This is a genomic window from Synechococcus lacustris Maggiore-St4-Slac (assembly GCF_024345595.1).
GTDB classification, from domain to species: domain Bacteria; phylum Cyanobacteriota; class Cyanobacteriia; order PCC-6307; family Cyanobiaceae; genus Synechococcus_D; species Synechococcus_D lacustris.
In genome coordinates this window covers 150,729-171,262 of sequence record NZ_JAGQBK010000001.1, presented here as the reverse complement: position 1 = coordinate 171,262, position 20,534 = coordinate 150,729, and the positions used below count along the sequence as shown (strand labels likewise).

The 20,534-nt window shown below is 53.5% G+C and carries 21 protein-coding genes; 11 read left to right on the top strand and 10 right to left on the bottom strand.

Going from position 1 to position 20,534, the window contains the following annotated elements; translation table 11 throughout:
• Positions 1 to 21: 21 nt before the first annotated feature.
• From KBY68_RS00915 to KBY68_RS00900, 4 genes are read right to left on the bottom strand one after another with little or no spacing between them, the layout of a single operon-like run.
• On the bottom strand, positions 22 to 987 hold the full coding sequence (locus KBY68_RS00915) for an asparaginase (RefSeq protein ID WP_255095554.1): 966 nt from the start codon (positions 985 to 987) through the stop codon (positions 22 to 24).
• A 24-nt stretch (positions 988 to 1,011) separates the two neighbouring features.
• Positions 1,012 to 1,503 carry a CGLD27 family protein gene (locus tag KBY68_RS00910; RefSeq protein ID WP_255095553.1) on the bottom strand — a complete coding sequence of 164 codons (492 nt, stop codon included), beginning with the start codon at positions 1,501 to 1,503 and terminating at the stop codon, positions 1,012 to 1,014.
• Positions 1,504 to 1,506: 3 nt separating this feature from the next.
• Entirely contained in the window at positions 1,507 to 1,860 is a 354-nt protein-coding gene (rsfS, locus tag KBY68_RS00905) for a ribosome silencing factor (RefSeq protein ID WP_106499432.1), read from the bottom strand.
• Positions 1,853 to 2,488: a DUF3318 domain-containing protein gene (locus KBY68_RS00900; RefSeq protein ID WP_106499431.1), complete on the bottom strand. Its 636-nt coding sequence runs from the start codon at positions 2,486 to 2,488 to the stop codon at positions 1,853 to 1,855. The genes rsfS and KBY68_RS00900 overlap by 8 nt, the downstream gene beginning before the upstream one ends.
• A gap of 121 nt (positions 2,489 to 2,609) precedes the next feature.
• On the opposite strand from KBY68_RS00900, the gene carB reads away from it, so the two are divergent.
• Together carB and KBY68_RS00890 are read left to right on the top strand one after the other, a co-directional pair.
• The gene (gene carB, locus KBY68_RS00895; RefSeq protein WP_255095662.1) at positions 2,610 to 5,906 is read left to right on the top strand and encodes a carbamoyl-phosphate synthase large subunit; all 3,297 of its coding nucleotides are present in this window, start codon (positions 2,610 to 2,612) and stop codon (positions 5,904 to 5,906) included.
• Positions 5,907 to 5,908: 2 nt separating this feature from the next.
• Positions 5,909 to 6,580, top strand: a complete 672-nt coding sequence (locus KBY68_RS00890) for a DUF3386 domain-containing protein (protein ID WP_255095552.1) — start codon at positions 5,909 to 5,911, stop codon at positions 6,578 to 6,580.
• Between the two features lie 8 nt (positions 6,581 to 6,588).
• On the opposite strand, the gene KBY68_RS00885 is transcribed toward KBY68_RS00890, so the two are convergent.
• From KBY68_RS00885 to KBY68_RS00875, 3 genes are read right to left on the bottom strand one after another with little or no spacing between them, the layout of a single operon-like run.
• Positions 6,589 to 6,816 (bottom strand): DUF6447 family protein, encoded by a 228-nt coding sequence (locus KBY68_RS00885; protein WP_106499428.1) that lies wholly within the window; start codon positions 6,814 to 6,816, stop codon positions 6,589 to 6,591.
• A gap of 20 nt (positions 6,817 to 6,836) precedes the next feature.
• A complete protein-coding gene (locus KBY68_RS00880) occupies positions 6,837 to 7,145 on the bottom strand; it encodes a hypothetical protein (RefSeq protein ID WP_255095551.1) in 309 nt (102 codons plus the stop codon).
• A 13-nt stretch (positions 7,146 to 7,158) separates the two neighbouring features.
• The gene (locus KBY68_RS00875; protein WP_255095550.1) at positions 7,159 to 8,901 is read right to left on the bottom strand and encodes an ABC transporter ATP-binding protein; all 1,743 of its coding nucleotides are present in this window, start codon (positions 8,899 to 8,901) and stop codon (positions 7,159 to 7,161) included.
• Positions 8,902 to 8,940: 39 nt separating this feature from the next.
• Between KBY68_RS00875 and KBY68_RS00870 the strand changes: the two genes are divergently transcribed.
• The 3 genes from KBY68_RS00870 to folP are packed head-to-tail and all read left to right on the top strand — an operon-like array spanning position 8,941 to position 10,741.
• Positions 8,941 to 9,132: an RNA-binding S4 domain-containing protein gene (locus tag KBY68_RS00870; RefSeq protein ID WP_255095549.1), complete on the top strand. Its 192-nt coding sequence runs from the start codon at positions 8,941 to 8,943 to the stop codon at positions 9,130 to 9,132.
• A gap of 26 nt (positions 9,133 to 9,158) precedes the next feature.
• Entirely contained in the window at positions 9,159 to 9,911 is a 753-nt protein-coding gene (gene tpiA / locus KBY68_RS00865) for a triose-phosphate isomerase (RefSeq protein ID WP_255095548.1), read from the top strand.
• Positions 9,908 to 10,741: a dihydropteroate synthase gene (gene folP / locus KBY68_RS00860; protein WP_255095547.1), complete on the top strand. Its 834-nt coding sequence runs from the start codon at positions 9,908 to 9,910 to the stop codon at positions 10,739 to 10,741. The genes tpiA and folP overlap by 4 nt, the downstream gene beginning before the upstream one ends.
• Here the strand turns inward: folP and KBY68_RS00855 are convergent.
• Together KBY68_RS00855 and dapB are read right to left on the bottom strand one after the other, a co-directional pair.
• Positions 10,725 to 11,369, bottom strand: a complete 645-nt coding sequence (locus KBY68_RS00855; protein ID WP_255095546.1) for a DUF8619 family protein — start codon at positions 11,367 to 11,369, stop codon at positions 10,725 to 10,727. The two genes, folP and KBY68_RS00855, sit on opposite strands and share 17 nt — an antisense overlap.
• A 25-nt stretch (positions 11,370 to 11,394) precedes the next feature.
• Positions 11,395 to 12,216: a 4-hydroxy-tetrahydrodipicolinate reductase gene (gene dapB, locus KBY68_RS00850; RefSeq protein WP_255095545.1), complete on the bottom strand. Its 822-nt coding sequence runs from the start codon at positions 12,214 to 12,216 to the stop codon at positions 11,395 to 11,397.
• Positions 12,217 to 12,284: 68 nt separating this feature from the next.
• Between dapB and KBY68_RS00845 the strand changes: the two genes are divergently transcribed.
• The 5 genes from KBY68_RS00845 to KBY68_RS00825 all read left to right on the top strand — a co-directional run bounded on the left by KBY68_RS00845 (position 12,285) and on the right by KBY68_RS00825 (position 19,368).
• On the top strand, positions 12,285 to 16,292 hold the full coding sequence (locus KBY68_RS00845) for a magnesium chelatase subunit H (protein WP_255095544.1): 4,008 nt from the start codon (positions 12,285 to 12,287) through the stop codon (positions 16,290 to 16,292).
• Positions 16,289 to 17,524 carry a cation:proton antiporter domain-containing protein gene (locus KBY68_RS00840; protein ID WP_255095543.1) on the top strand — a complete coding sequence of 412 codons (1,236 nt, stop codon included), beginning with the start codon at positions 16,289 to 16,291 and terminating at the stop codon, positions 17,522 to 17,524. The genes KBY68_RS00845 and KBY68_RS00840 overlap by 4 nt, the downstream gene beginning before the upstream one ends.
• Before the next feature lie 68 nt (positions 17,525 to 17,592).
• The gene (locus KBY68_RS00835) at positions 17,593 to 17,856 is read left to right on the top strand and encodes a CAB/ELIP/HLIP family chlorophyll-binding protein (protein WP_106499418.1); all 264 of its coding nucleotides are present in this window, start codon (positions 17,593 to 17,595) and stop codon (positions 17,854 to 17,856) included.
• A gap of 66 nt (positions 17,857 to 17,922) precedes the next feature.
• Entirely contained in the window at positions 17,923 to 19,056 is a 1,134-nt protein-coding gene (locus KBY68_RS00830; RefSeq protein WP_255095542.1) for an FAD-dependent monooxygenase, read from the top strand.
• A gap of 102 nt (positions 19,057 to 19,158) precedes the next feature.
• Positions 19,159 to 19,368 (top strand): DUF2949 domain-containing protein, encoded by a 210-nt coding sequence (locus tag KBY68_RS00825; RefSeq protein WP_106499416.1) that lies wholly within the window; start codon positions 19,159 to 19,161, stop codon positions 19,366 to 19,368.
• Positions 19,369 to 19,392: 24 nt separating this feature from the next.
• Here KBY68_RS00825 and KBY68_RS00820 read toward each other — a convergent pair whose 3' ends face one another.
• Entirely contained in the window at positions 19,393 to 19,926 is a 534-nt protein-coding gene (locus tag KBY68_RS00820; protein ID WP_106499448.1) for an adenine phosphoribosyltransferase, read from the bottom strand.
• 15 nt (positions 19,927 to 19,941) lie between these two features.
• Between KBY68_RS00820 and KBY68_RS00815 the strand changes: the two genes are divergently transcribed.
• Positions 19,942 to 20,532, top strand: coding sequence for a DUF3038 domain-containing protein (locus KBY68_RS00815; protein WP_315855634.1), 591 nt, complete (start codon positions 19,942 to 19,944; stop codon positions 20,530 to 20,532).
• Positions 20,533 to 20,534: the final 2 nt, after the last annotated feature.

Genomic DNA, 20,534 nt, shown 5'->3' with positions numbered 1-20,534 from the left:
GCCTTAATAATAAACCATCACCTAACGCAATTCGCCACGTACCTCGAGCCTTTGCCCCGCCATGGGTATCAAGAATTGCTCCTCCAACTCCTCTTGGGCCGAAGGGGTTAACCATTCCAATTGTTTTAACAATTGCAGGGCCACCGCCCATTTAGCCCGGCTGGAGCCATCTTCAACTTTGATTGCCAAACCCAGGCCTTCGCCCATGCGGGCAAGGCACTGGATGCCCTCTGCCCCCCCCTTGCTAACCAATAAACCCAAGCTGCGGCGCATCAATTCCGTATCAAATCGACCTTCGCCGGCCACTAACTCAGGGTGGGCCTGCATTGCCCTTGCCAATCTTTCAAGCGTTGGCAGCTGACCGCCACCCAGGTGGGCATAGAGCAAAGCCATCTGGCAGAGGGGCAGTTGCAGGGTGGGGGCACCGCAATCGTCGCAGGCAGAAACCAATTCAGCTGCCGGTATGCCCAGCAGTTCCGCCACCCGATTGAGCACCTCCTGTTGCAGGGGATGGTTGCGATTTAGGTAACCCTCCAAAGGCCAACCCATGCGCTTGCAGCTGGCAAGGAAAGCAGCATGCTTTCCAGAGCAGTTGTGCTGCAGAGCACTTTCCCTCCCCTTGGGGCAAGGGCAACGCAAAAAACTCACATCTACGTCTGCTCGCCAGAGCACCTGAAACGCCTCGCGGGCCTGGGCCAAGGTGCCGTCATGGGATGAGCAGGCAATCGCCATGGCCCGTTCTGAGCCCCCCTGGCCATCAAAGGCTCCACTGGAAACAAAAACCTGGGCCTGAAATGGCTTCAAACTGGAACGAATAAAACTGAGCTGCTGGGGATCGCCAGCCCGCATCAAAAGCCGGCCCCGCTGATCCGTTACCACCGCATGAACCCGATGGAAGGATTCGGCCATGCCGTTGCGCAAAAGCACCACCTCCAAGGCGGGGGGCCCCTGGCGACTAGTTCCACTGAGGCCCAGGGATGAAGCCATAAAGATCGGCGCTGCAGTTAAGGCTCAGAAAGCCTGGCAGATGCTGGAGCCAAACAACAGCAATGCCGCAACCATCAGCGTGGCGCGGATAAGCCGCGCCAGGATTGGCTTTACTTGATGTTGGGCCACCAAAAGATCCTGCTGACGCCAATCCAAGGGTTTTTCCCATTCCTGGCCGTCGTACCAGCCGGATTCTTCATAGGAAATTTTTTCGCTAAGCAAACGGCGCTGCACGTAGCACCAGCCAAGCCACTGGCGCAAGAGCAGCAGTAACGGCAGTAGCAGGGCAGCAACGGCGGCCACTAAAACCATTTGCGCTGGGTTATGGCGCAAGGGCACGCTGCCGCTGGCAACTAAAACAGCCAAGGGAAGAAGCAGCAACCAGCCGCCTGCCAAGGCAACAATCAACCCCTTGAAGGAGTGCAGAGGCCACCTAAAAAACCAGGAATCAGAGAGCTGCTGATATTCCTGAAGCGGACGTTGCTCTGGCGGCACAGGACATACGCTCATCGCCATTTATCAGGGGGTATGGCTGAAGTGGATGGTTTCACCATGGCCCCAAAAGGCCTCTAGATCGTAGTAACTGCGCTCCTGGGGGGTGAGCACCTGAACGATCAGATCGCCGTAATCAAGCAGCACCCAACGCCCTTGGGTAACGCCCTCCCTGCGCAGGGGAAGCCGCTCACAATCAGCCTCAAGGCGATCCTCAACGGAACGGGCAATCGCTCTCACTTGCACATCGGAAAGGCCGCTGCAAACCACAAACCAATCGGTGAGGGTAGTTACGTCTTCAACCCGCAGCAAACGGATGTCTACCGCCTTGCGATCGTCGGCAGCTTCAGCTGCCAAGCGCGCTAGGCCTTCGCTATCCATAAACGTTCTCACTGGTTACGGAACGGCTACTGCCCTGCTGCTGGGCCATGTCGGCCCGTGCCTTACCCGCACTTTTACGCAACGCCTCAAGGCGGTCTTCAAAGAAACTGCGCTGGCGCTTCTTACGGGTTTGCTCAATGCGCTCTTTTAGGGCTCCACCCAAACTTTTGTAGGCATTGGGCAGGGTGTAGCCAAAACGGGTGGCGAGGCCTATGGCCCTTTCGTCGGCTGCGATGGCATCTTGCAGGCGCTTTTCAGAATTATTTTTTAGATAAAGCCGATAGCCGGCAAATCCCGACAAACCAACGGCAAGAACGAGCAACAAACCGTCTTGCACCCAAAGCTCACCAATGGCGCCGCCCAGGCCAATGGCAAGGGCAGCCATCTCCCAACCATCGCGGGGGATTGCATCGTTTTGGATGCGACCCACCTCGTGCCAAAAAAGCAGGTTGCGATGGTCGAGGGCTAATTCATCCCATTTATCTAAATGCAGCTGGATTTCCACCTCATCCCTTCCAATTTCTTCCAGGCTGATGAGGGGCGGATCGGCAGAAGCAGCTGCTTCCACAAACACCCAACTCTGCATTTCTGGCGGCAGCAGCCCTTTCAGGCGCTGGAGCTCACTCATGGACACGGACGTTGGTCAACGTCGGATACAACCCCCAGGGTAGCCACCCTTGCGCACCCATTGCTGGTGCGGTTTGCCCAGGAGGTGAGAAGCTGTGAAGGTTTGGCTGAAATCACCGCCCATGCCCCGTCGCACGGATTTGCGTCGCATCCTGCTACTGGGCTCCGGGCCGATCGTGATCGGCCAAGCCTGCGAATTTGATTATTCGGGCACCCAAGCCTGTAAAGCGCTGCGGGCAGAGGGTTTTGAAGTGGTGCTGGTGAATTCCAACCCCGCTTCGATCATGACCGATCCCGACATGGCGGATCGCACTTACATCGAACCGCTCACCCCTGAGGTTGTGAGCCAGGTAATCGAGAGGGAACGGCCCGATGCGCTTTTGCCCACCATGGGCGGCCAAACGGCCTTGAACCTGGCCGTGGCCCTGGCCGAAAACGGCACCTTGGCCAAATTTGGAGTGGAGTTAATCGGCGCAAATCTGGAGGCGATCCACAAGGCCGAAGACCGCAATTTGTTCAAACAGGCGATGCAGCGCATCGGTGTGGCCGTTTGTCCCTCAGGCATTGCAACAAACCTCAAGGAAGCGGAGGCCGTTGGCGAGAGCATCGGCGGCTATCCACGGATCATTAGGCCCGGATTCACTTTGGGGGGAGCCGGCGGCGGCATTGCCTACAACCCAGAGGAATTTTTAGCCATCTGCAAAAGCGGTTTAGAAGCGAGCCCCGTATCGCAAATCTTGATTGAGCAATCGCTTTTGGGCTGGAAGGAATTTGAACTTGAGGTAATGCGCGATAGCGCCGACAACGTGGTGATTGTTTGCAGCATTGAAAACCTCGACCCGATGGGGGTACACACGGGCGATTCGATTACCGTGGCCCCGGCACAAACCCTCACGGATAGGGAATATCAAAGGCTTAGGGATCAATCAATTGCGATTATTCGCGAAATTGGAGTTGATACTGGCGGCAGCAACATCCAATTCGCCATAAATCCAATCAATGGTGATGTTGTTGTTATTGAAATGAATCCCAGGGTTAGCCGAAGCTCGGCCCTTGCCAGCAAGGCAACGGGCTTTCCGATTGCCAAAATCGCCGCACGCCTCGCCGTGGGTTACCGGCTAGACGAAATTATTAACGACATCACAGAAAAAACACCGGCCTGTTTTGAGCCCACCATCGACTACGTGGTAACAAAGGTGCCGCGTTTTGCCTTTGAAAAATTTAGCGGTAGTTCCCCAGTGCTCACCACTTCAATGAAATCGGTGGGGGAGGCCATGGCGATTGGCCGTTGTTTTGAGGAATCCTTCCAAAAGGCCCTGCGCTCCCTTGAAACCGGCCACAGCGGCTGGGGCTGTGATCAACCAGAAGCAGAGCAAAGCGCCGCTGAACTGGATCGCAACCTGCGCACCCCAACCCCAGAGCGTATTTTCCACCTGCGCACAGGTTTAAGCCAAGGCCGCAGCGTGGCCGAATTACATCAACTGAGCGGCATAGATCCCTGGTTTCTTGCCAAACTTGAAGCTCTTTTAGTTAGTGAAAAGCGCTTGTTGTGGGGCAAAAGCCTGGAAGCTCTTGATGCAGAAGCATTGCTTGAACTTAAACAACTGGGCTACAGCGACCATCAAATAGCCCATGCCACAGCCAGCAACGAGCTAGCCGTTCGCGATTACCGCCAATCCCTTGGGGTTGATGTGTTGTTCAAAACAGTTGACACCTGCGCCGCTGAATTTGCATCCAGCACCCCCTATCACTACTCCACCTACGAAAGACGCTTAGAAAAGCTAAATAGTAGTGGCAACCTTGAGTATTTAAGCCCCACTAGTGAGGTGAAACCTGAAAACCGCAGCAAGGTTTTAATACTGGGCGGTGGCCCAAATCGAATCGGCCAGGGCATCGAATTTGATTATTGCTGCTGCCATGCCTCCTTTGCACTTCAAGGGGAGGGGTTGATAACAATTATGCAAAATAGCAACCCTGAAACCGTTTCCACCGACTACGACAGCAGCGATCGCCTCTACTTCGAACCACTCACCCTTGAAGATGTTTTGAATGTGATCGAAGCTGAGAAACCGGCGGGCGTAATTGTGCAATTTGGCGGTCAAACCCCCCTCAAGCTTGCCCTGCCATTGCTGGCCTGGCTGGAAAGCGAACGGGGCAAACTCACCGGCACAAAAATTTGGGGCACTTCACCTCGCAATATTGATCTAGCTGAAGATAGGGAACAATTTGAAGCTGTTTTACGCAAACTTGAGATACTGCAACCGCGCAATGGCATCGCCCGAAGTGAAAAAGAAGCAATCGTCATTGCCGAGCAGATCGGCTATCCAGTGGTTGTGCGTCCCAGCTATGTGTTGGGCGGCCGTGCAATGGAAGTGGTGTTTGATAGCAGCGAATTAGATCGCTACATGCGCGAAGCAGTGAAGGTAGATCCAAGCCAACCGGTGCTCATAGATGAATATCTTGAAAATGCCACCGAGGTGGATGTTGATGCCCTTTGTGATAACAACGGCAGCGTTGTAATCGGTGGTTTAATGGAACATATTGAACCTGCCGGAATTCATTCTGGTGATTCAGCCTGTTGTTTACCGGCTGTGAGCTTGAGCGCAGATGCCCTGGCATTAATTCGCAAATGGAGTGCTGAATTAGCCCAACATTTGGAGGTTCGTGGATTAATAAACCTGCAATTTGCCGTTAAAGATAACAAGGTTTACATCATTGAAGCCAATCCACGGGCATCGAGAACCGTACCTTTTGTTGCCAAGGCAACCGGTGTGCCCCTAGCCAAAATTGCCAGTTTGATCATGGCGGGTAGCAACCTTGATCAACTTGGGCTCAATTCGGAACCACAGCCACCGCTCCAGGCGGTTAAGGAAGCTGTTTTACCTTTTCGGCGTTTCCCAGGGGCAGATTCCCTACTCGGCCCGGAGATGCGCTCCACCGGGGAAGTGATGGGTACTGCCCCTAGTTTTGGCATGGCCTACGCCAAGGCGGAATTGGCGGCGGGGGAGGTGTTGCCCATTGCAGGAACAGTTTTTCTCTCCACCCACGACCGCGATAAACAAGCCCTTGGCGCGATCGCCATCGATTTAGCCGCCCAAGGATTTGCACTAGTGGCCACAGCTGGCACCGCAAAACACCTGCGGGCTGAAGGTTTAGAGGTAACAACAGTGCTGAAGGTGCACGAAGGCCGCCCCAACGTGGAAGACGCGATCCGATCCGGTGAAATTCAATTAATCATCAACACTCCCATCGGCCGCCAAGCCACCCACGACGATCGCTACCTGCGCAGGGCAGCCCTTGATTACCAGGTGCCAACAGTTACCACCCTGGCCGGGGCTCGGGCAGCGGTGTCCGCAGTAGCTGCCCTGCAGGGTCAGAATGAACTACCAATCAATGCGCTGCAGGATTTGCATCGCTAACCATGGCAAACAGCAACGAATTAATCATTTCTGGCAGCGATTGCACAGCAGCTTTCCAAGCGGCCTATGCCAACCGCTACACCTGGGAACCGGGCTTCAGTGGTTACAAGGGCACCTGCATCTGGGAACAGGAAGGCCGTCGCGAGCAGGGCAGCTTTCAAGTTGGCGCTGATCTAAAGGCCAGCGTGGATGGCATCGCTAACGAGGAAATCCATAAGGCGATCGCCTCCCAGCTATGGGAAGTGGCCATCCACAGGGTGCGCCGCAGCTTCGAGCAAACCCACGGCGCCAACACCTTCACCGCTGGCGACACAAATGCCGTAGGCACTGAAGTGATCGTTGGTGGCAAAAATAGCGGTGATCGCTATCGAATCAAAAACAACGTTGTAACGATGGTGCACCGCCACATCCACGGCACGGTTGTAACAATCTTCACTGAGAGCACCACAAGCACCGGCAGTGGCTACCTCAGCAAGAGCTACAGCAGTAGCTATAGCGATCCCAGCACAGGGGAGCCCAAGGGTGGGAAAAGCTATTTCACAGATAGCTTTGTGCCCCTAGGTGATGGGGGCCCTTGGGTTTTAGGGGAGCGCTTGGTGGCCAGTGATGCCCATGGGGACACACCAGCCAGCCAGCAACGCTTTTTATTTGAGAACCTTGAGGCGCTTAGCTGAGCCCCTACTCAATCAGCCATGGGGTCGATGGTTTTTAGGCGCTCATTCAATTGCAGCGCCATCGACTGGCGACCCACAGCAAGAACCTTCAGGGTGTCTTCATGGAGACGAAGCTGGGCATCGGCCACCTGCATGCCCCGCACCAGTTCTTTAACGTCGTCTGGCAGATTGTTTAAGTCGTAGCGCTTATTTTCAAACGTTAAAACCGGATTTTCCTGATCACCAGAGTTGGTCATTGCAATTGTTTTGTGCCGGCTCAATGTAGCGGGGTTTGGGGCCGTTTAAAAAAGAACATCAATAGGGGTCCCACCTGGGCCGTTTCAGTTAGATCCCATCCCTCTTGGCCCAGCAGATTGAGAAAATGCTGTAGCTGGGCAGCTGGATGTTTTGGCAGGGATTGATTTTTGGCATAGAAATCAGGGAATTCCCTAGCGATGAAATCGGGGCTGAGGGCACCCCCCAACCTTTCACTAGCCGCCTCGGGGGTAGGGGGCACCGGCGGGGGGCCATTGTCAACATTGATATGAATCACCCGATATTCCCAGCGGGGGCAGCCTGATGTCATGGCAGATTTTTAATCAGGGGAGAAAGGAACGAATTAACTGACGATTGCAAAGTTCTCGGTAGCGGCCGCCAGCCTGCATTAATTGATCGTGGCTGCCCTGCTCAATGATGCGGCCATTTTCTAAAAATAGAATGCAATCCGCCTCCTGCACCGTAGAAAGGCGATGGGCGATTACCAGCACAGTGCGACCTGCCATGGCCTGGGCTAAGCCCTGTTGCACCGCCTCCTCCGCCTCCGCATCCAGGGCGCTGGTGGCCTCATCCAAAAGCAAAACGGCAGGGTTGCCGAGCACCGCACGGGCAATCGCTAGGCGTTGCAGTTGGCCGCCGGAAAAATTACTGCCCCTCTCCTCCACCCTGGCTTGATATCCCCCCGGGAGGGCTTCAATGAATTCAGCAGCATTGGCCAGCTGGGCAGCACGCTGCAATTCCCCGTCGCTGGCGGGGCGTCCAAAGCGGATGGCATCGGCAATGGTGCCGGAAAAAAGGCTGCTGTGCTGCGGCACTAAGGCCACCGCACGTCGTAATTCAGCCGCCCGCAAGTTACATAGATCAATGCCATCGAGCAATACCTTGCCCTGTTGCACCACGTTGAAGCGCAAAAGCAGGGAGAACAGGGTGGTTTTTCCTGCGCCTGATGGACCCACAAGGGCCACCACCTGGCCCGGTTCAATGCTGAGGTTGAGGTTGTGCAGCACCGGCTGGTTTGGGGTGTAGCCAAAGCTCACCTGATCAAGCACCAATCGGCCCTGCAATTGCGGCAAGGGCACCGCTGTTGCTGAATCTGGCGGTTCGATCGGTTCCGCCTCAATCGCCCTTAACCGGCGCAGGGAGGCTTGCCCCTGTTGAAATTCGTTGAAATTCGTTGTTAGGTGGGAGATCGGGTCGATCAACATCAAAAGAGCTGCCACATAGCTGCTAAAGCCCGCACCACTGAGCCCACCTGCACTGATGCGGGCAGCACCGATTAGCAGCACGGCAAGGATGCCGGCCGCTTCAATGAAACCCACCACCGGATGCTGCAGAGCCAAAAGCCTCAAGGTGCGATAACGGGCCCTGCGGTGCAGATCAATTTCAGTTTCAAAACGCTCCTGCAACCATTCCTCAGCGGCAAACGCCCTCACCAGCGGTAAGCCGTTGATCGCCTCCCCCAGCAAACCAGCCAATTCACTTACCTGTTGCTGACTGCGTTCTGCTGCCCCCATTACCCTGGCACCAAAGGCACTCACGAGCAGGGCCACCAAGGGAGCTAGAAGCAAAGTTGCCAAAGACAACTTCCAATCCAGATAAACCATGTAGCCAAAAACCACCACCAGCTGCAGCAGGCTTGGGGTGGTGTCTTGAATAGTTTTGTAAATAACCTCACCAACCCTATCGGCGTCCTCCGTGAGCCGATAGGTGAGATCTCCAGAGGAGAGTTTTTCTAAAACGCCAAATTCCAGGCGCTGCAAACGGGCAAATAATTGACGCCGTAGGGCCTGGCTCACCTGCAAAGCGGGGGCGGCCAGCAGGGTGTCTTGGCCAAATTGGGCCAATTTTTGCAACAGAAACAAGCCAAGGGCAATGCTGATTACCCGTAAAACCCTGCTGAAATCTCCGCTACCAATCGCTGGAATCAGTTGGCCCGCTTGGGCTGCCAGCAGTGGCCAACAGGCAACAAACACAACCATGCAGAGCCCACCTGCCGCCAGGCGACCCCGATGGGGTTTGAGCAAGGGCAGCAGCCGGCGGAAACCAGCTGGGGAGGATGCAACCATGGGCGCAGATTAAGCCGCAGCCCTGCACCGCCTGGATTGATGCAACTCGATCAATTCCTTAAGTTCCACGGCTTGGTGGGCACAGGGGGTGAAGCAAAGCTGCTGATCCAGGGGGGCAAAGTGCGGGTTAACGGCCAAATTGAAAGCCGCAGGGGCCGCAAACTACAAGCTGGAGATCAGGTGGAACTAGGGGGGGAAATGCTCACAGTGGCGGGTGAGGCCAACACTTAAGTTGAGCTGCTTAAAAGAGGGGTGGCGTGAGCAAAGGATCGCGTCCGGTGGTGATTGCCGGCAATTGGAAAATGCATATGACCTGCAGCGAGGCCCGCGCCTTCGCAGATCAATTTTTGCCCTTGGTGGCCAATGCCCCAAGCGATCGCAGCATCGTTTTAGCTCCAGCTTTTACGGCCTTAGAAACCATGCACAGGGCAGTTGCCGGCAGCGCCGTGCAATTGGCGAGCCAAAATGTTCATTGGGAAGGCAATGGAGCCTTTACAGGTGAGATCTCAGCGAACATGTTGCTGGAACATGGCGTGAGCTACACAATCGTTGGCCACAGCGAACCGCGCAAATATTTCAGCGAAAGCGATGAACAGATCAACCACCGCGCCCGGGCGGCCCAAGCCGCTGGGCTCATACCGATTCTTTGCGTTGGTGAAAGTGATGAACAACGCAGCAGTGGTGATACAGAACGGGTGATTCGTCGCCAGGTGGAACAGGGCCTTGATGGCATTAACCCAGCTCAATTGGTGGTTGCCTATGAGCCGATTTGGGCCATCGGCACAGGAAAAACCTGCGCTTCGGAGGAGGCAAATCGGGTGTGCGGCCTCATTCGTACTTGGGTGGGCCACCACAACCTCACGGTTCAATACGGAGGCTCGGTAAAAGCGGGCAATATTGATGAATTAATGGCGATGTCTGATATCGATGGGGTTTTGGTGGGGGGTGCTTCCCTGGAGGCTGAAGGGTTTGCCAGAATTGTTAATTACCAAGTACCCGCTCAGGTTTGATCCGCTCAACAAAAGTAATGGGGGTATTAAATATTACCCCCGATTCATTTAGTGATGGTGGTGAACACTGCCAGCCAAATCGCGCTTTAAAAACAGCCCAACGCCTGGCGAAACAAGGGGCGCATATAATTGATGTTGGAGCTCAAAGCACGAGGCCTGGGGCTGAGCTCTTGGCGCCAGAGCAAGAATTGAAAAGGTTATTACCTGCTTTGTTATTAATTTGCCAAGCGCGCCAAGAGGGGGAGCTACCTGCTGATTTATTACTTTCCCTAGATACTTTCCATGCACCCGTGGCGGCTAAGGCGCTCGAGCTTGGCGTCAATTGGATAAATGATGTGTCTGCGGGCACAGCCGACGGGGCAATGCTGCCCCTTGTGGCAAAAGCGGGCTGCCCCTATGTGTTGATGCACAGGCGTGGCAGTAGCCAAACAATGGCAAATTTTTGCAATTACAACGATGTGGTTTCAGATGTAATTGCAGAACTACTGCAACGCAGTGCCGCAGCCCTGGATGCAGGTATTAAACGCGAACAACTGTGGTGGGATCCGGGCTTGGGTTTCGCAAAAACAACCAGTCAAAATCTTGCCCTCTTGGAGGGCTTACCCCAATTGGCTGCCCATGGCTATCCCCTCTTGGTGGGGCCCAGCCGCAAGCGTTTTATTGGCGAGATCCTCAAGGAAAATCGAGCCAAGGCCCGCAGTTGGGGCACCGCTGCAGCAGTTTGCAAGGCCATAGCCGGGGGTGCCGCAATGGTGCGGGTGCACGATGTGGCTTCGATGCGGCAAATTTGCCAGATGGCGGATGCCCTATGGCCTAACGAAATCGCCTGAGGCAGATTTCCTCGAAAGCAGGCCTCAGCAGATAGGGATAGTCGCCAACCCAAAGCTTGGCCTGGGGCACCCAACCATCGGAAAGCCTGGCAATGCGGGAAAAATCCGAGCGTTCAGAAAGCACAAGGCAACGGATTGTCATGCCCTTTCGCAGGGCTTTATGGGCCTTATCCAAGGGAAAGCGCAGTTGACCTAGGTAGCCCTCCTCATCAGCAAGCTCTAGGCAAAGCCAGGTGCGGCGGTTCTCCACCAACTCCAAGCGGCCCTTGGTGTCGGTGGTTTCTTGGCGACCCTCCAGTTTTTCCTTTGTGTAGAGATCGGCAATTTCACCTTCAAATAAAGCCGCTGCTGGATATTTGCGCAGCTGGGAATTGCGACTGCCGGCTTGGAGGATCGGTCCCCACAGGAAATAAAGCAGCATCGTTAAACCAATCACGAGCCAGAGGCTGCTCCAGCGGGAGCCAAAGCCCCCCTGGGAGATCAACAGCGGAATTACCCCCCCGAGGGTTGAAACCAATACCCGCTGCAACACCAGCTGGGGGCCACCGGAGCAAAAACTAAATTGGGGCCCACTGGCAACGGCAGGGATTAAACGCTGCAGTTCGCCTGGTTTAAGGGGGAGAAGCATTTGCCCAGTTTTCGGCGTTAATTATTCAAAGCAAGCGCTCAAGGCCATACACAAGCCCTGGCAATTGACGCACCTTACGCACAGCAAGCAAAACGCCAGGCATGTATGCAGCACGGTCGAAGGTGTCGTGGCGCAGCACATAGCGCTCGCCTGGGGCACCAAATTGAACCTCCTGATGGGCCACTAGGCCCGGCAAACGGATCGAATGGAGCCTTAGGCCACTCTCCCTTAGCCCACCACGGCTGCCGGCCAAACTTTCGTGTTCCTCCAACTCCTGGGGGTTGAAAGCCTTACCAAGCTCCTCCATCAATTCGGCCGTTTTTATACAGGTGCCACTGGGGGCATCTGCCTTGCGGTTGTGGTGGAGCTCCACCAATTCAGCATGGTTGTAGAAACGGGCGGCGGCGGCGGCAGCTTGCTGCAAAAGCACCATCCCAACGGAGAAATTAGGAATCACAGCTGCGCCCATGGAGGCTTTAGCGGCAAAATCCGCCAAATCACTTATTTGCTCTGGGGAAAGGCCTGTGGTGCCAATAACCGGTGCCAACCCATAGGCAATGGCAGCCCTGGTGTGTTGATACACCACCTTGGGATGGGTGAAATCCACGAGCACCGAACCGGGATGCTGCTGGCTGGCTAAGCACAAACTGCCCTCAAAATCAGCGCTTAGGAGCACCTCAAGCGGTTCCAAACCAAGGGCGATGCCCACATCTTCCCCCTCCCGGCCTGGGGTGGTGTCGATGGCGGCAACGAGCTTGCAGTCACTGGTTTGGGCAAGGGTTCTGATCAGCTCAGCCCCCATCCGGCCTAGGGCGCCGGCAACAACCACTGGAATAAAATCGCTCATGGATTAATGATGAACACCACAGCAGCAACTGCTGCTCCGTAATCTTTACTGATCTAAACCAGAGCCGCATGTTTACCCAAATCCGTTCCGCCAGTCGCCGGGTGAGTCCCGAGCCGGATGCCTCACGGCTGGTGATGCGGGTTGTGTATCTGGTGTTAGAGCCCCAATATCAAAACTCTTTAACCCAAGCGGTTAATGCACTTAATTCGCAACCAGGTTCATTTTCAGTTAATTTGTGCGGATATCTAATTGAAGAACTAAGAGATCCAGAAAACTATCAGCAGTTTTGCTCTGATGTGGCGGCAGCTGATGTTTTTATTGCATCATTGATATTTATTGAAGATTTGGCCCAGAAGGTGGTAGATGCGGTTTCACCCCATCGCGATCGCCTCAAAGCAACGGTTGTTTTTCCCTCCATGCCGGAGGTGATGCGCTTAAACAAACTGGGTAGTTTTTCGATGGCCCAATTAGGCCAAAGTAAAAGTGCAATTGCCCAATTCATGCGCAAACGCAAAGAGGCGGGTGGCGCAAGCTTTCAAGATGCAATGCTAAAATTACTAAATACATTACCCACAGTATTAAAATATTTACCAGTAGAGAAAGCCCAGGATGCCCGCAGCTTCATGCTTAGTTTTCAATATTGGCTTGGCGGCACCCCCGACAATCTAAGAAATTTGTTATTAATGCTGGCTGATAAATATGTTTACCCAAAGGCTGATACAAACAGGGAAGACATTGAAGTTATTGATCCGGTTGTATTTCCCGATTTAGGTATCTGGCATCCGCTTGCAACTGGGATGTTTGAAGATCTCAAAGAATACCTTAATTGGAGCAACAGCCGCAGCAATCTTGGCTCGGGACCCCTGATCGGTTTGGTGTTGCAGCGCAGCCATATCGTTACCGGCGACGATGCCCATTATGTTGCACTTATTCAGGAACTTGAATTCCGTGGCGCCAGGGTTATTCCCGTATTTTGCGGCGGTTTGGATTTCTCTAAGCCTGTAAATAGTTACTTCTTTGACCCCTTAAATCCAAATCAAGCCCTAGTTGATGCGGCCGTGTCGCTAACTGGATTTGCCCTGGTTGGCGGGCCAGCCCGCCAGGATCACCCCAAGGCTATCGAAACCCTTAAAAAACTTAATCGCCCTTACATGGTGGCCCTGCCACTGGTGTTTCAAACCACCCAGGAATGGGAAGAAAGTGATTTAGGTCTCCACCCGGTTCAGGTGGCACTGCAAATTGCCATACCCGAATTAGATGGCGCCATCGAGCCGATTGTGCTTAGCGGCCGTGATGATGCAACAGGTAAGGCCCATACCCTGCAGGATCGGGTGGATGCGATCGCAGGCCGGGCCATACGTTGGGCAAACTTGCGTTTAAAACCAAAGGCTGAGAAAAAATTAGCAATTACGGTTTTTAGTTTCCCCCCTGACAAGGGAAATGTTGGCACCGCAGCCTATTTGGATGTGTTTGGCTCGATCCATCGGGTTTTAGAAGAAATGCGGGCAAGGGGATATCAAGTGGGTGATGTGCCCCGTTCAGCAAAGGGGCTGATGGAATTGATACTCAAAGATCCAGAGGCGATGGAAGGGTCCCCTGAACTAGCGATCGCCCATCGCATGAGTGTGGCTGAATATGAAGAGCTCACCCCCTACTCGGAACGGCTTGAGGAAAATTGGGGTAAACCGCCAGGTGAACTGAATTCCGACGGTCAAAATCTATTAATTTATGGCAAACATTTTGGCAATGTATTTGTTGGTGTGCAACCAACATTTGGCTACGAAGGTGATCCAATGCGATTGCTTTATTCCAGAAGCGCCAGTCCCCACCATGGCTTTGCTGCCTATTACACCTATTTAGAAAAAGTTTGGGGCGCCGATGCAGTTTTGCATTTTGGCACCCACGGTTCGCTTGAATTCATGCCAGGCAAACAAATGGGCATGAGTGATAATTGCTACCCTGATTCATTAATAGGTGAATTACCCAATCTATATTATTACGCCGCCAATAATCCCTCCGAAGCAACTATCGCAAAACGCAGGGGTTACGCCTCAACAATTAGTTATCTCACACCTCCAGCGGAAAATGCCGGTTTATATAAGGGGCTTAAGGAACTCGGTGAACTGGTGGGTTCATATCAACAGCTGCGCGAGAGCAGCAGGGGGGTGCAAATTGTTAATGCCATTATTGAAACCGCTCGTTTATGTAATTTAGATAAGGATGTAACCCTGCCGGAAGCCGATTCACAATCCTTAGATCTCAGCCAAAGAGATGCTGTGGTGGGTGCTGTTTATCGGCAGCTAATGGAAATTGAAAGCCGGCTACTTCCCTGCGGTTTGCACACCATTGGTAAACCGCCAACGGCGGCGGAAGCGATCGCCACCCTCGTGAGCATTGCCGCCCTAGAGCGAAACGAAGATGACCTGCGCGGGTTACCAGGTTTGCTGGCAGAAAGTATTAACCGCAGCATTAGCAGCATCTACAAAGGCAATGATGCCGGTGTGTTAGCTGATGTGGAACTAAATCAAAAGATCACCGCCACCTGCAGGCTGGCGGTGGCTTCGATGGTGAAAGCTGTTACCGGCCGCGATGGCAGGGTGAGCCTGCGCCAAAATTTTGCTTGGCTGCAGCAACTATTAGAAAAAGTTGGCGTAAAACTATCAACCCCCTGGCAAAAAGCCTGCAAACGGGCCGGCTTCCCCAATGTTGATAGCGTTGCCCTTAACAAGCTTTTTGCCTATTTGCGTTTTTGCCTAGAGCAAATCTGCGCAGATATGGAGCTTGAAAGCTTACTGCGCGCCCTCGATGGCGAATATGTGCTGCCGGGGCCCGGCGGTGATCCAATTCGCAATCCAGGGGTGTTGCCCAGTGGCAAAAATATCCATGCCCTCGATCCGCAATCGATTCCCACAAGAGCGGCAATCGCAGCTGCGAAGGTGGTGGTTGATCGCTTGATTGAGCGGCAAAAATCCGAGCAGGGCAGCTGGCCCGAAACCATTGCCTGTGTGCTTTGGGGTACGGATAACATCAAAACCTACGGTGAATCATTAGCTCAAATCCTTTGGTTTATTGGAGTTAAGCCAGTGGCTGATTCCCTCGGTAGAGTGAATAAACTCGAATTGATTAGCCTTGAGGAGCTGGGTCGCCCTCGCATAGATGTGGTTGTTAATTGCTCCGGTGTATTTAGAGATTTGTTTATCAACCAAATGGCTTTAATTGATCAAGGCGTTAAATTAGCTGCCGAGGCTGATGAACCACTTGAGCTTAATTTTGTGCGACGCCATGCCCTAGAGCAGGCGGAAGCCCAAGGAACCAGCCTTAGGGATGCGGCCACAAGGGTATTTTCCAATGCGAGCGGTAGCTATAGCTCAAACGTTAATCTCGCTGTGGAGAACAGCACCTGGGAACAGGAGGAAGAACTTCAGGAAATGTATTTAAACCGCAAAACATTTGCATTCAATGCCGATAACCCCGGTGAGATGAATCAAAACAGAGATGTTTTTGAATCGGTGATGAAAACAGCAGATGTTACTTTTCAAAATCTAGATTCTGCTGAAATATCGCTTACGGATGTGAGTCACTATTTTGATTCAGATCCCACCAAATTAATCGCCGGCTTGAGGGAGGACGGTAAAGCACCGGCGAGTTACATCGCAGATACCACCACGGCAAATGCCCAAGTGCGCTCCCTAGGAGAAACAATCAGGCTTGATTCACGTACGAAGCTGCTAAACCCAAAATGGTATGAAGGCATGCTGGATTCTGGCTATGAAGGGGTTAGGGAGGTGGCAAAACGGCTTAACTTCACCCTGGGCTGGAGTGCAACCAGTGGAGCGGTTGACAATTTTGTTTATGAAGAAGCAAATGAAACTTTTATTAATGACGCTGAAATGCGCAAACGCTTAATGGATCTAAATCCCCACAGCTATAGGCGCATTGTTAGCACATTGCTTGAAGTTAATGGCCGTGGCTATTGGGAAACATCAGAGCAGAATATTGAGCAGCTTCAAGAGCTTTATCAGGAGATTGAAGATCGCATCGAAGGGGTAACCAATCAATCTGAAAGCAGTAATTGATTAGCACCCTCTCCAAGGTGCTAATTGATTTAGCACTAATTATTGTATTTACCAAGTTAATAGGTGGCTTTGTTGGCAGGTTTGGCCAACCCCCAGTAATCGGAGAAATCATTGGGGGCATTGCCTTGGGCCCCTCCCTGCTGGGCTGGCTTTGGCCCCAAAGCCAAAACCTATTATTCAATGCTGAAGTGATGCATCAGCTGGATCTTATTTCTCAGCTGGGTTTGATTTTGTTCATGTTTTTGATCGGCCTTGAATTAAATCCAGCCCATTTGCGCGGAAAAATACCCCTAGCTAGCCGTGTATCGATTGCAGGAATATTGCTCCCCTTGCTATTAGGTGCCGCTTTAGCTAGGGGTTTTGAAATTTGGCTACCTGAACTTCTACCTGGTGAAAATCAATTAGCGGGCATACTTTTTATGGGTACAGCGATGGCGATTACGGCCTTTCCAGTGTTGGCAAGAATCCTGCGTGATCGTCAATTACTCACAAAACCCCTGGGCCAGCTGGTGATCACCTGCGCAGCGGTAGACGATCTGTTGGGTTGGGTTTTGCTGGCGGCCGTTGTTTCCTTCAGCCGTTCTGGCTCCCCTTTGGGGGCTCTGCCAGCCCTTGTTTACACCAGCCTTTGGGCCGTAACGCTCCTTTTTGTTTTAAGGCCATTGATGGCACGGCTTGAGGCCCACTACAGAAAAGCCAAACGTTTAGGCCCCCTACTAATGGCATTGGTGTTTGCCGGAGCAATTCTTTCTGCGGTGGTAACTGAACAAACGGGAGTGCACTACATATTTGGCGCTTTTTTGTTTGGCCTAGCCATACCGCGCTACGGCCCACTGATAAGGCGGCTGCAGCTGCACATTGAGGAAATTGTTTTAACCCTTTTGCTGCCGGTATTTTTTGCGATCAGCGGTTTGCGTACCCAAGTGGGCAGCATCAATGGCCCCCAGCTTTTCTGGGCATTGGCGGCGGTGTTGCTGGTGGCAATTGCTGGAAAATTCCTTGGCACCTGGGCGCTTGCCCGCCAAGGGGGCCTGCCCCAAAAAGAAGCGGTAGCCCTTGGCTGGCTGATGAACACCAGGGGCTTAACCGAACTTGTAATCCTGAACGTGGGCCTGAGCATTGGGGTTATCAGCCCCACCCTCTTCACCCTGATGGTGCTCATGGCACTGATAACAACAGCGATGGCAGGGCCGCTGCTGCATCAGCTCGGTTACAGCAATAAGGCCGCCTAAACATTTTGATCGGATTTTCGTTACGTTCCGAAACATTCTGCTATTGTTATTCAAGTTTCCTTCAAGCCATGGCCGCTACCGCACCCGCCAGCAACGCAGCTAAAGCCACGATTCGCGGTGCAACCGTTACCACTGAAGACGGAGGTCGCCTCAATGCATTTGCAGCCGAGCCCCGCATGCAAGTGGTAAGCCCAGAAAATGGCTGGGGTTTCCACGAAAGGGCAGAAAAACTGAATGGCCGCATGGCAATGCTCGGTTTTGTTGCTCTCCTGATCACCGAATATGCCCTTGGCGGCCAAGCCTTCACCCACGGCTTGCTGGGTTTGGGTTGATAACCGAATCAATCGATCATCCATAGTTTCAAATCCCGCGGCAGAATTTCTTCCGCGGGATTTTTTATGGCCAAAGTTGCTGCCATCAATAGCGATAGGGCCTGGGTGAGTGGCGCTGGCCCCACGGGCTGTCTTGCAGCCCTGGCCCTGGTTAAGGCCGGCTGGCAGGTGATTTTGCACGATTCCTCCACCAGCGCCGAACTGTGCAGCCGCAGCCGCGCCTATGCCCTCACCAATTCCAGTAAGAAATTGCTTGACCAACTGGATCTGTGGGGGGAATTGAGCCCCAGATGCCAGGCATTTAAAACCCTGCTGCTCAGCGACAAAAGCACAGCAAAAACAGTGCGCTTCTGGCAAAACAACCAAGAGTTGGGTTGGATTATCAACCACCCTGCACTAATGGATTTTTTGCTGGCCAAATGCCAGCAGCATCAAGCGATTCAAATGCGCCTTGGCGAAGCAAGCAGCGGCATCAATTCAGATATTCAGCTCACGGTGCTGGCGGAAGGGCCTAACTCCAGCGGCCGTAAAGCCCTTGGCATTGGTTTTTATGGCTGGCCCTACCGGCAGGGCTGCCTAACGGTTCAAGTGGAACTGCAGCAGGGCAATAGCCACAACGAAACCGCCTGGGAATTGTTTAGGCCGGAGGGGCCCCTGGCGGTGTTGCCCCTGGGCGATGGCCATGCGCAAGTGGTTTGGAGTGCACCACTGCAGCAATGCAGGCAAAGGGCTGCGTTAGCAGAACCTGCCCTACTTGAAAAACTAAGCCAGGTACTGCCAAGCCAGATCAGGCCCATTGCCATCCTCGACAAGCCAGGCGCCTTTGCCGTGGAGTGGCGTTTGGCGCCAAAACTGGTGCAGGGGAAGGTGTTGCTTTGCGGTGAAAGCGCCCATCGCTGCCATCCCGTTGGCGGGCAAGGCTTAAATCTCTGCTGGCGGGATGTGAGCACTTTGCTCCAGGAGGCCAAACGCCAGCGCCAGAGGGGCACAGGCCTAGCTCTGCTGCTGGCTAGGTATCAGCAACGGCGTTGGTTTGATCTGCTCAGCACCATGGTTGCCACCGATGCATTGGTGCGGTTGTTTTCAAATCAACAACCACTGCTGCGCTGGTTTAGAAGCAGGGTTCTTGAACTGTTAAAAGCCAGTGGCCTGCTCAGAAAATTGAGCTTGAAGCTGGCAAGCGGAGCCTGGACAAATTAGGAATATCACTTTATTTAAGGCTTTCTTAATAGCCATCTGCTGCTTTCGGGGGCACACTGCTGGCCTAGCTAAATTTTTTCTTTCCCCAGGTAATACTCGGCAATGGTGATCACCACCTCGCCACAACCGGTTCCCCCCTCTGCCCTTGTGGATTACCTCCGCAGGGACATTGGCTTGAGCGACGACGCCCTTGCCCTAGGAGTACGTCAATCGGTGCAAGAACAGGCTCCCCTTCCAGTAACGCTCTGGCGCTTTGGTCTGCTGAGCCTTGGCCAGTTAGATCAGGTATACGACTGGCAAGAGCGTCAATAATTAGTAACTTGACCGGTAACTAGATCAGTAACTAATTAGGGCTTCAATCGGCAGGTTTTTTTGTAATCGATTGCGGCCACTTAATTCAGTGAGCTCTGCCACAAAGCCATAGCCGCAAACCACCCCACCAGCCTTCTCCACCAGGGAGGCACAGGCGGCAGCGGTTCCGCCTGTGGCCAATAAATCATCAATTATCAAAACCCGCGGCGCACCAGCTAGGGCATCCTCTTGGATTTCCAAGCGGTCGCTGCCGTATTCAAGGCTGTAATCAATCGCTTCCACTGGCCCTGGCAATTTGCCTGGTTTACGCACTGGCACAAAACCGCGATCCATGGCAAAGGCGAGGGCATTACCCACTAAAAAGCCCCGGGCTTCGATGCCCACAATCAATTCGGGGCGATGGCTTTCAACCTTGGCAGCCAAACCTTCCACCACAAGGCGCCAGGCGCGGGGATCGCGCATCAAGGGGCTTAGATCCCTAAATAAAATGCCAGGCTTCGGAAAATCTGGAACATCCCGCACCAAAGCTCGCAGCTGCTGGTCGAGGGATAGATCCATGGTTGCTGGCAGGGGGTGACGGTATACCTGCTCTACTGCCATCATCGCAGCCATCGCCCCCAACCATTGGCCATCTCCTTCGCCCGATCCCAGCAACGTTCCCTACCCCGCCGGGGCATGGAGCGCCTTGATCTATTGCTACTAGCCATTGAAGCCCTAGACCTGCACGGCAGCGAGGCAATGCTCTGGAGCTGTGAGCAACTGGAACTGCAACAGGCCTTCCCCGATAGGGTTGCCCTTTGGAAAAGCCGTTGCCGCAACCCCTTAAGGCGGGCCAGCCGCAGGGGGGAATGGACTGCCGCAGAACAACAGGGGTTAATTCAATTGGTATGCAGCCTTTCCCAACGGCTTTATCCGATGTTGAGGCAACTGCTATCAAGTGGTGAACCCGATGAACTCAGCCAACAGCGATGGGCACTTTTTGCTGAGCGTTACAACGATCTAATCGGTGAAAGAATGAATTTAAAAAGAGGGGCTGTGCGCCAATTGCTAGATGAAAAAAGCGGAGCGCAACGGCGCCGGGAAGTGGTGCAAACCCTTGCTTTCTGCGCAGGCGGGGCTGGCATGCAACGGTTAGAAACCAGCTTGATGGATGGCAATAAATGAAT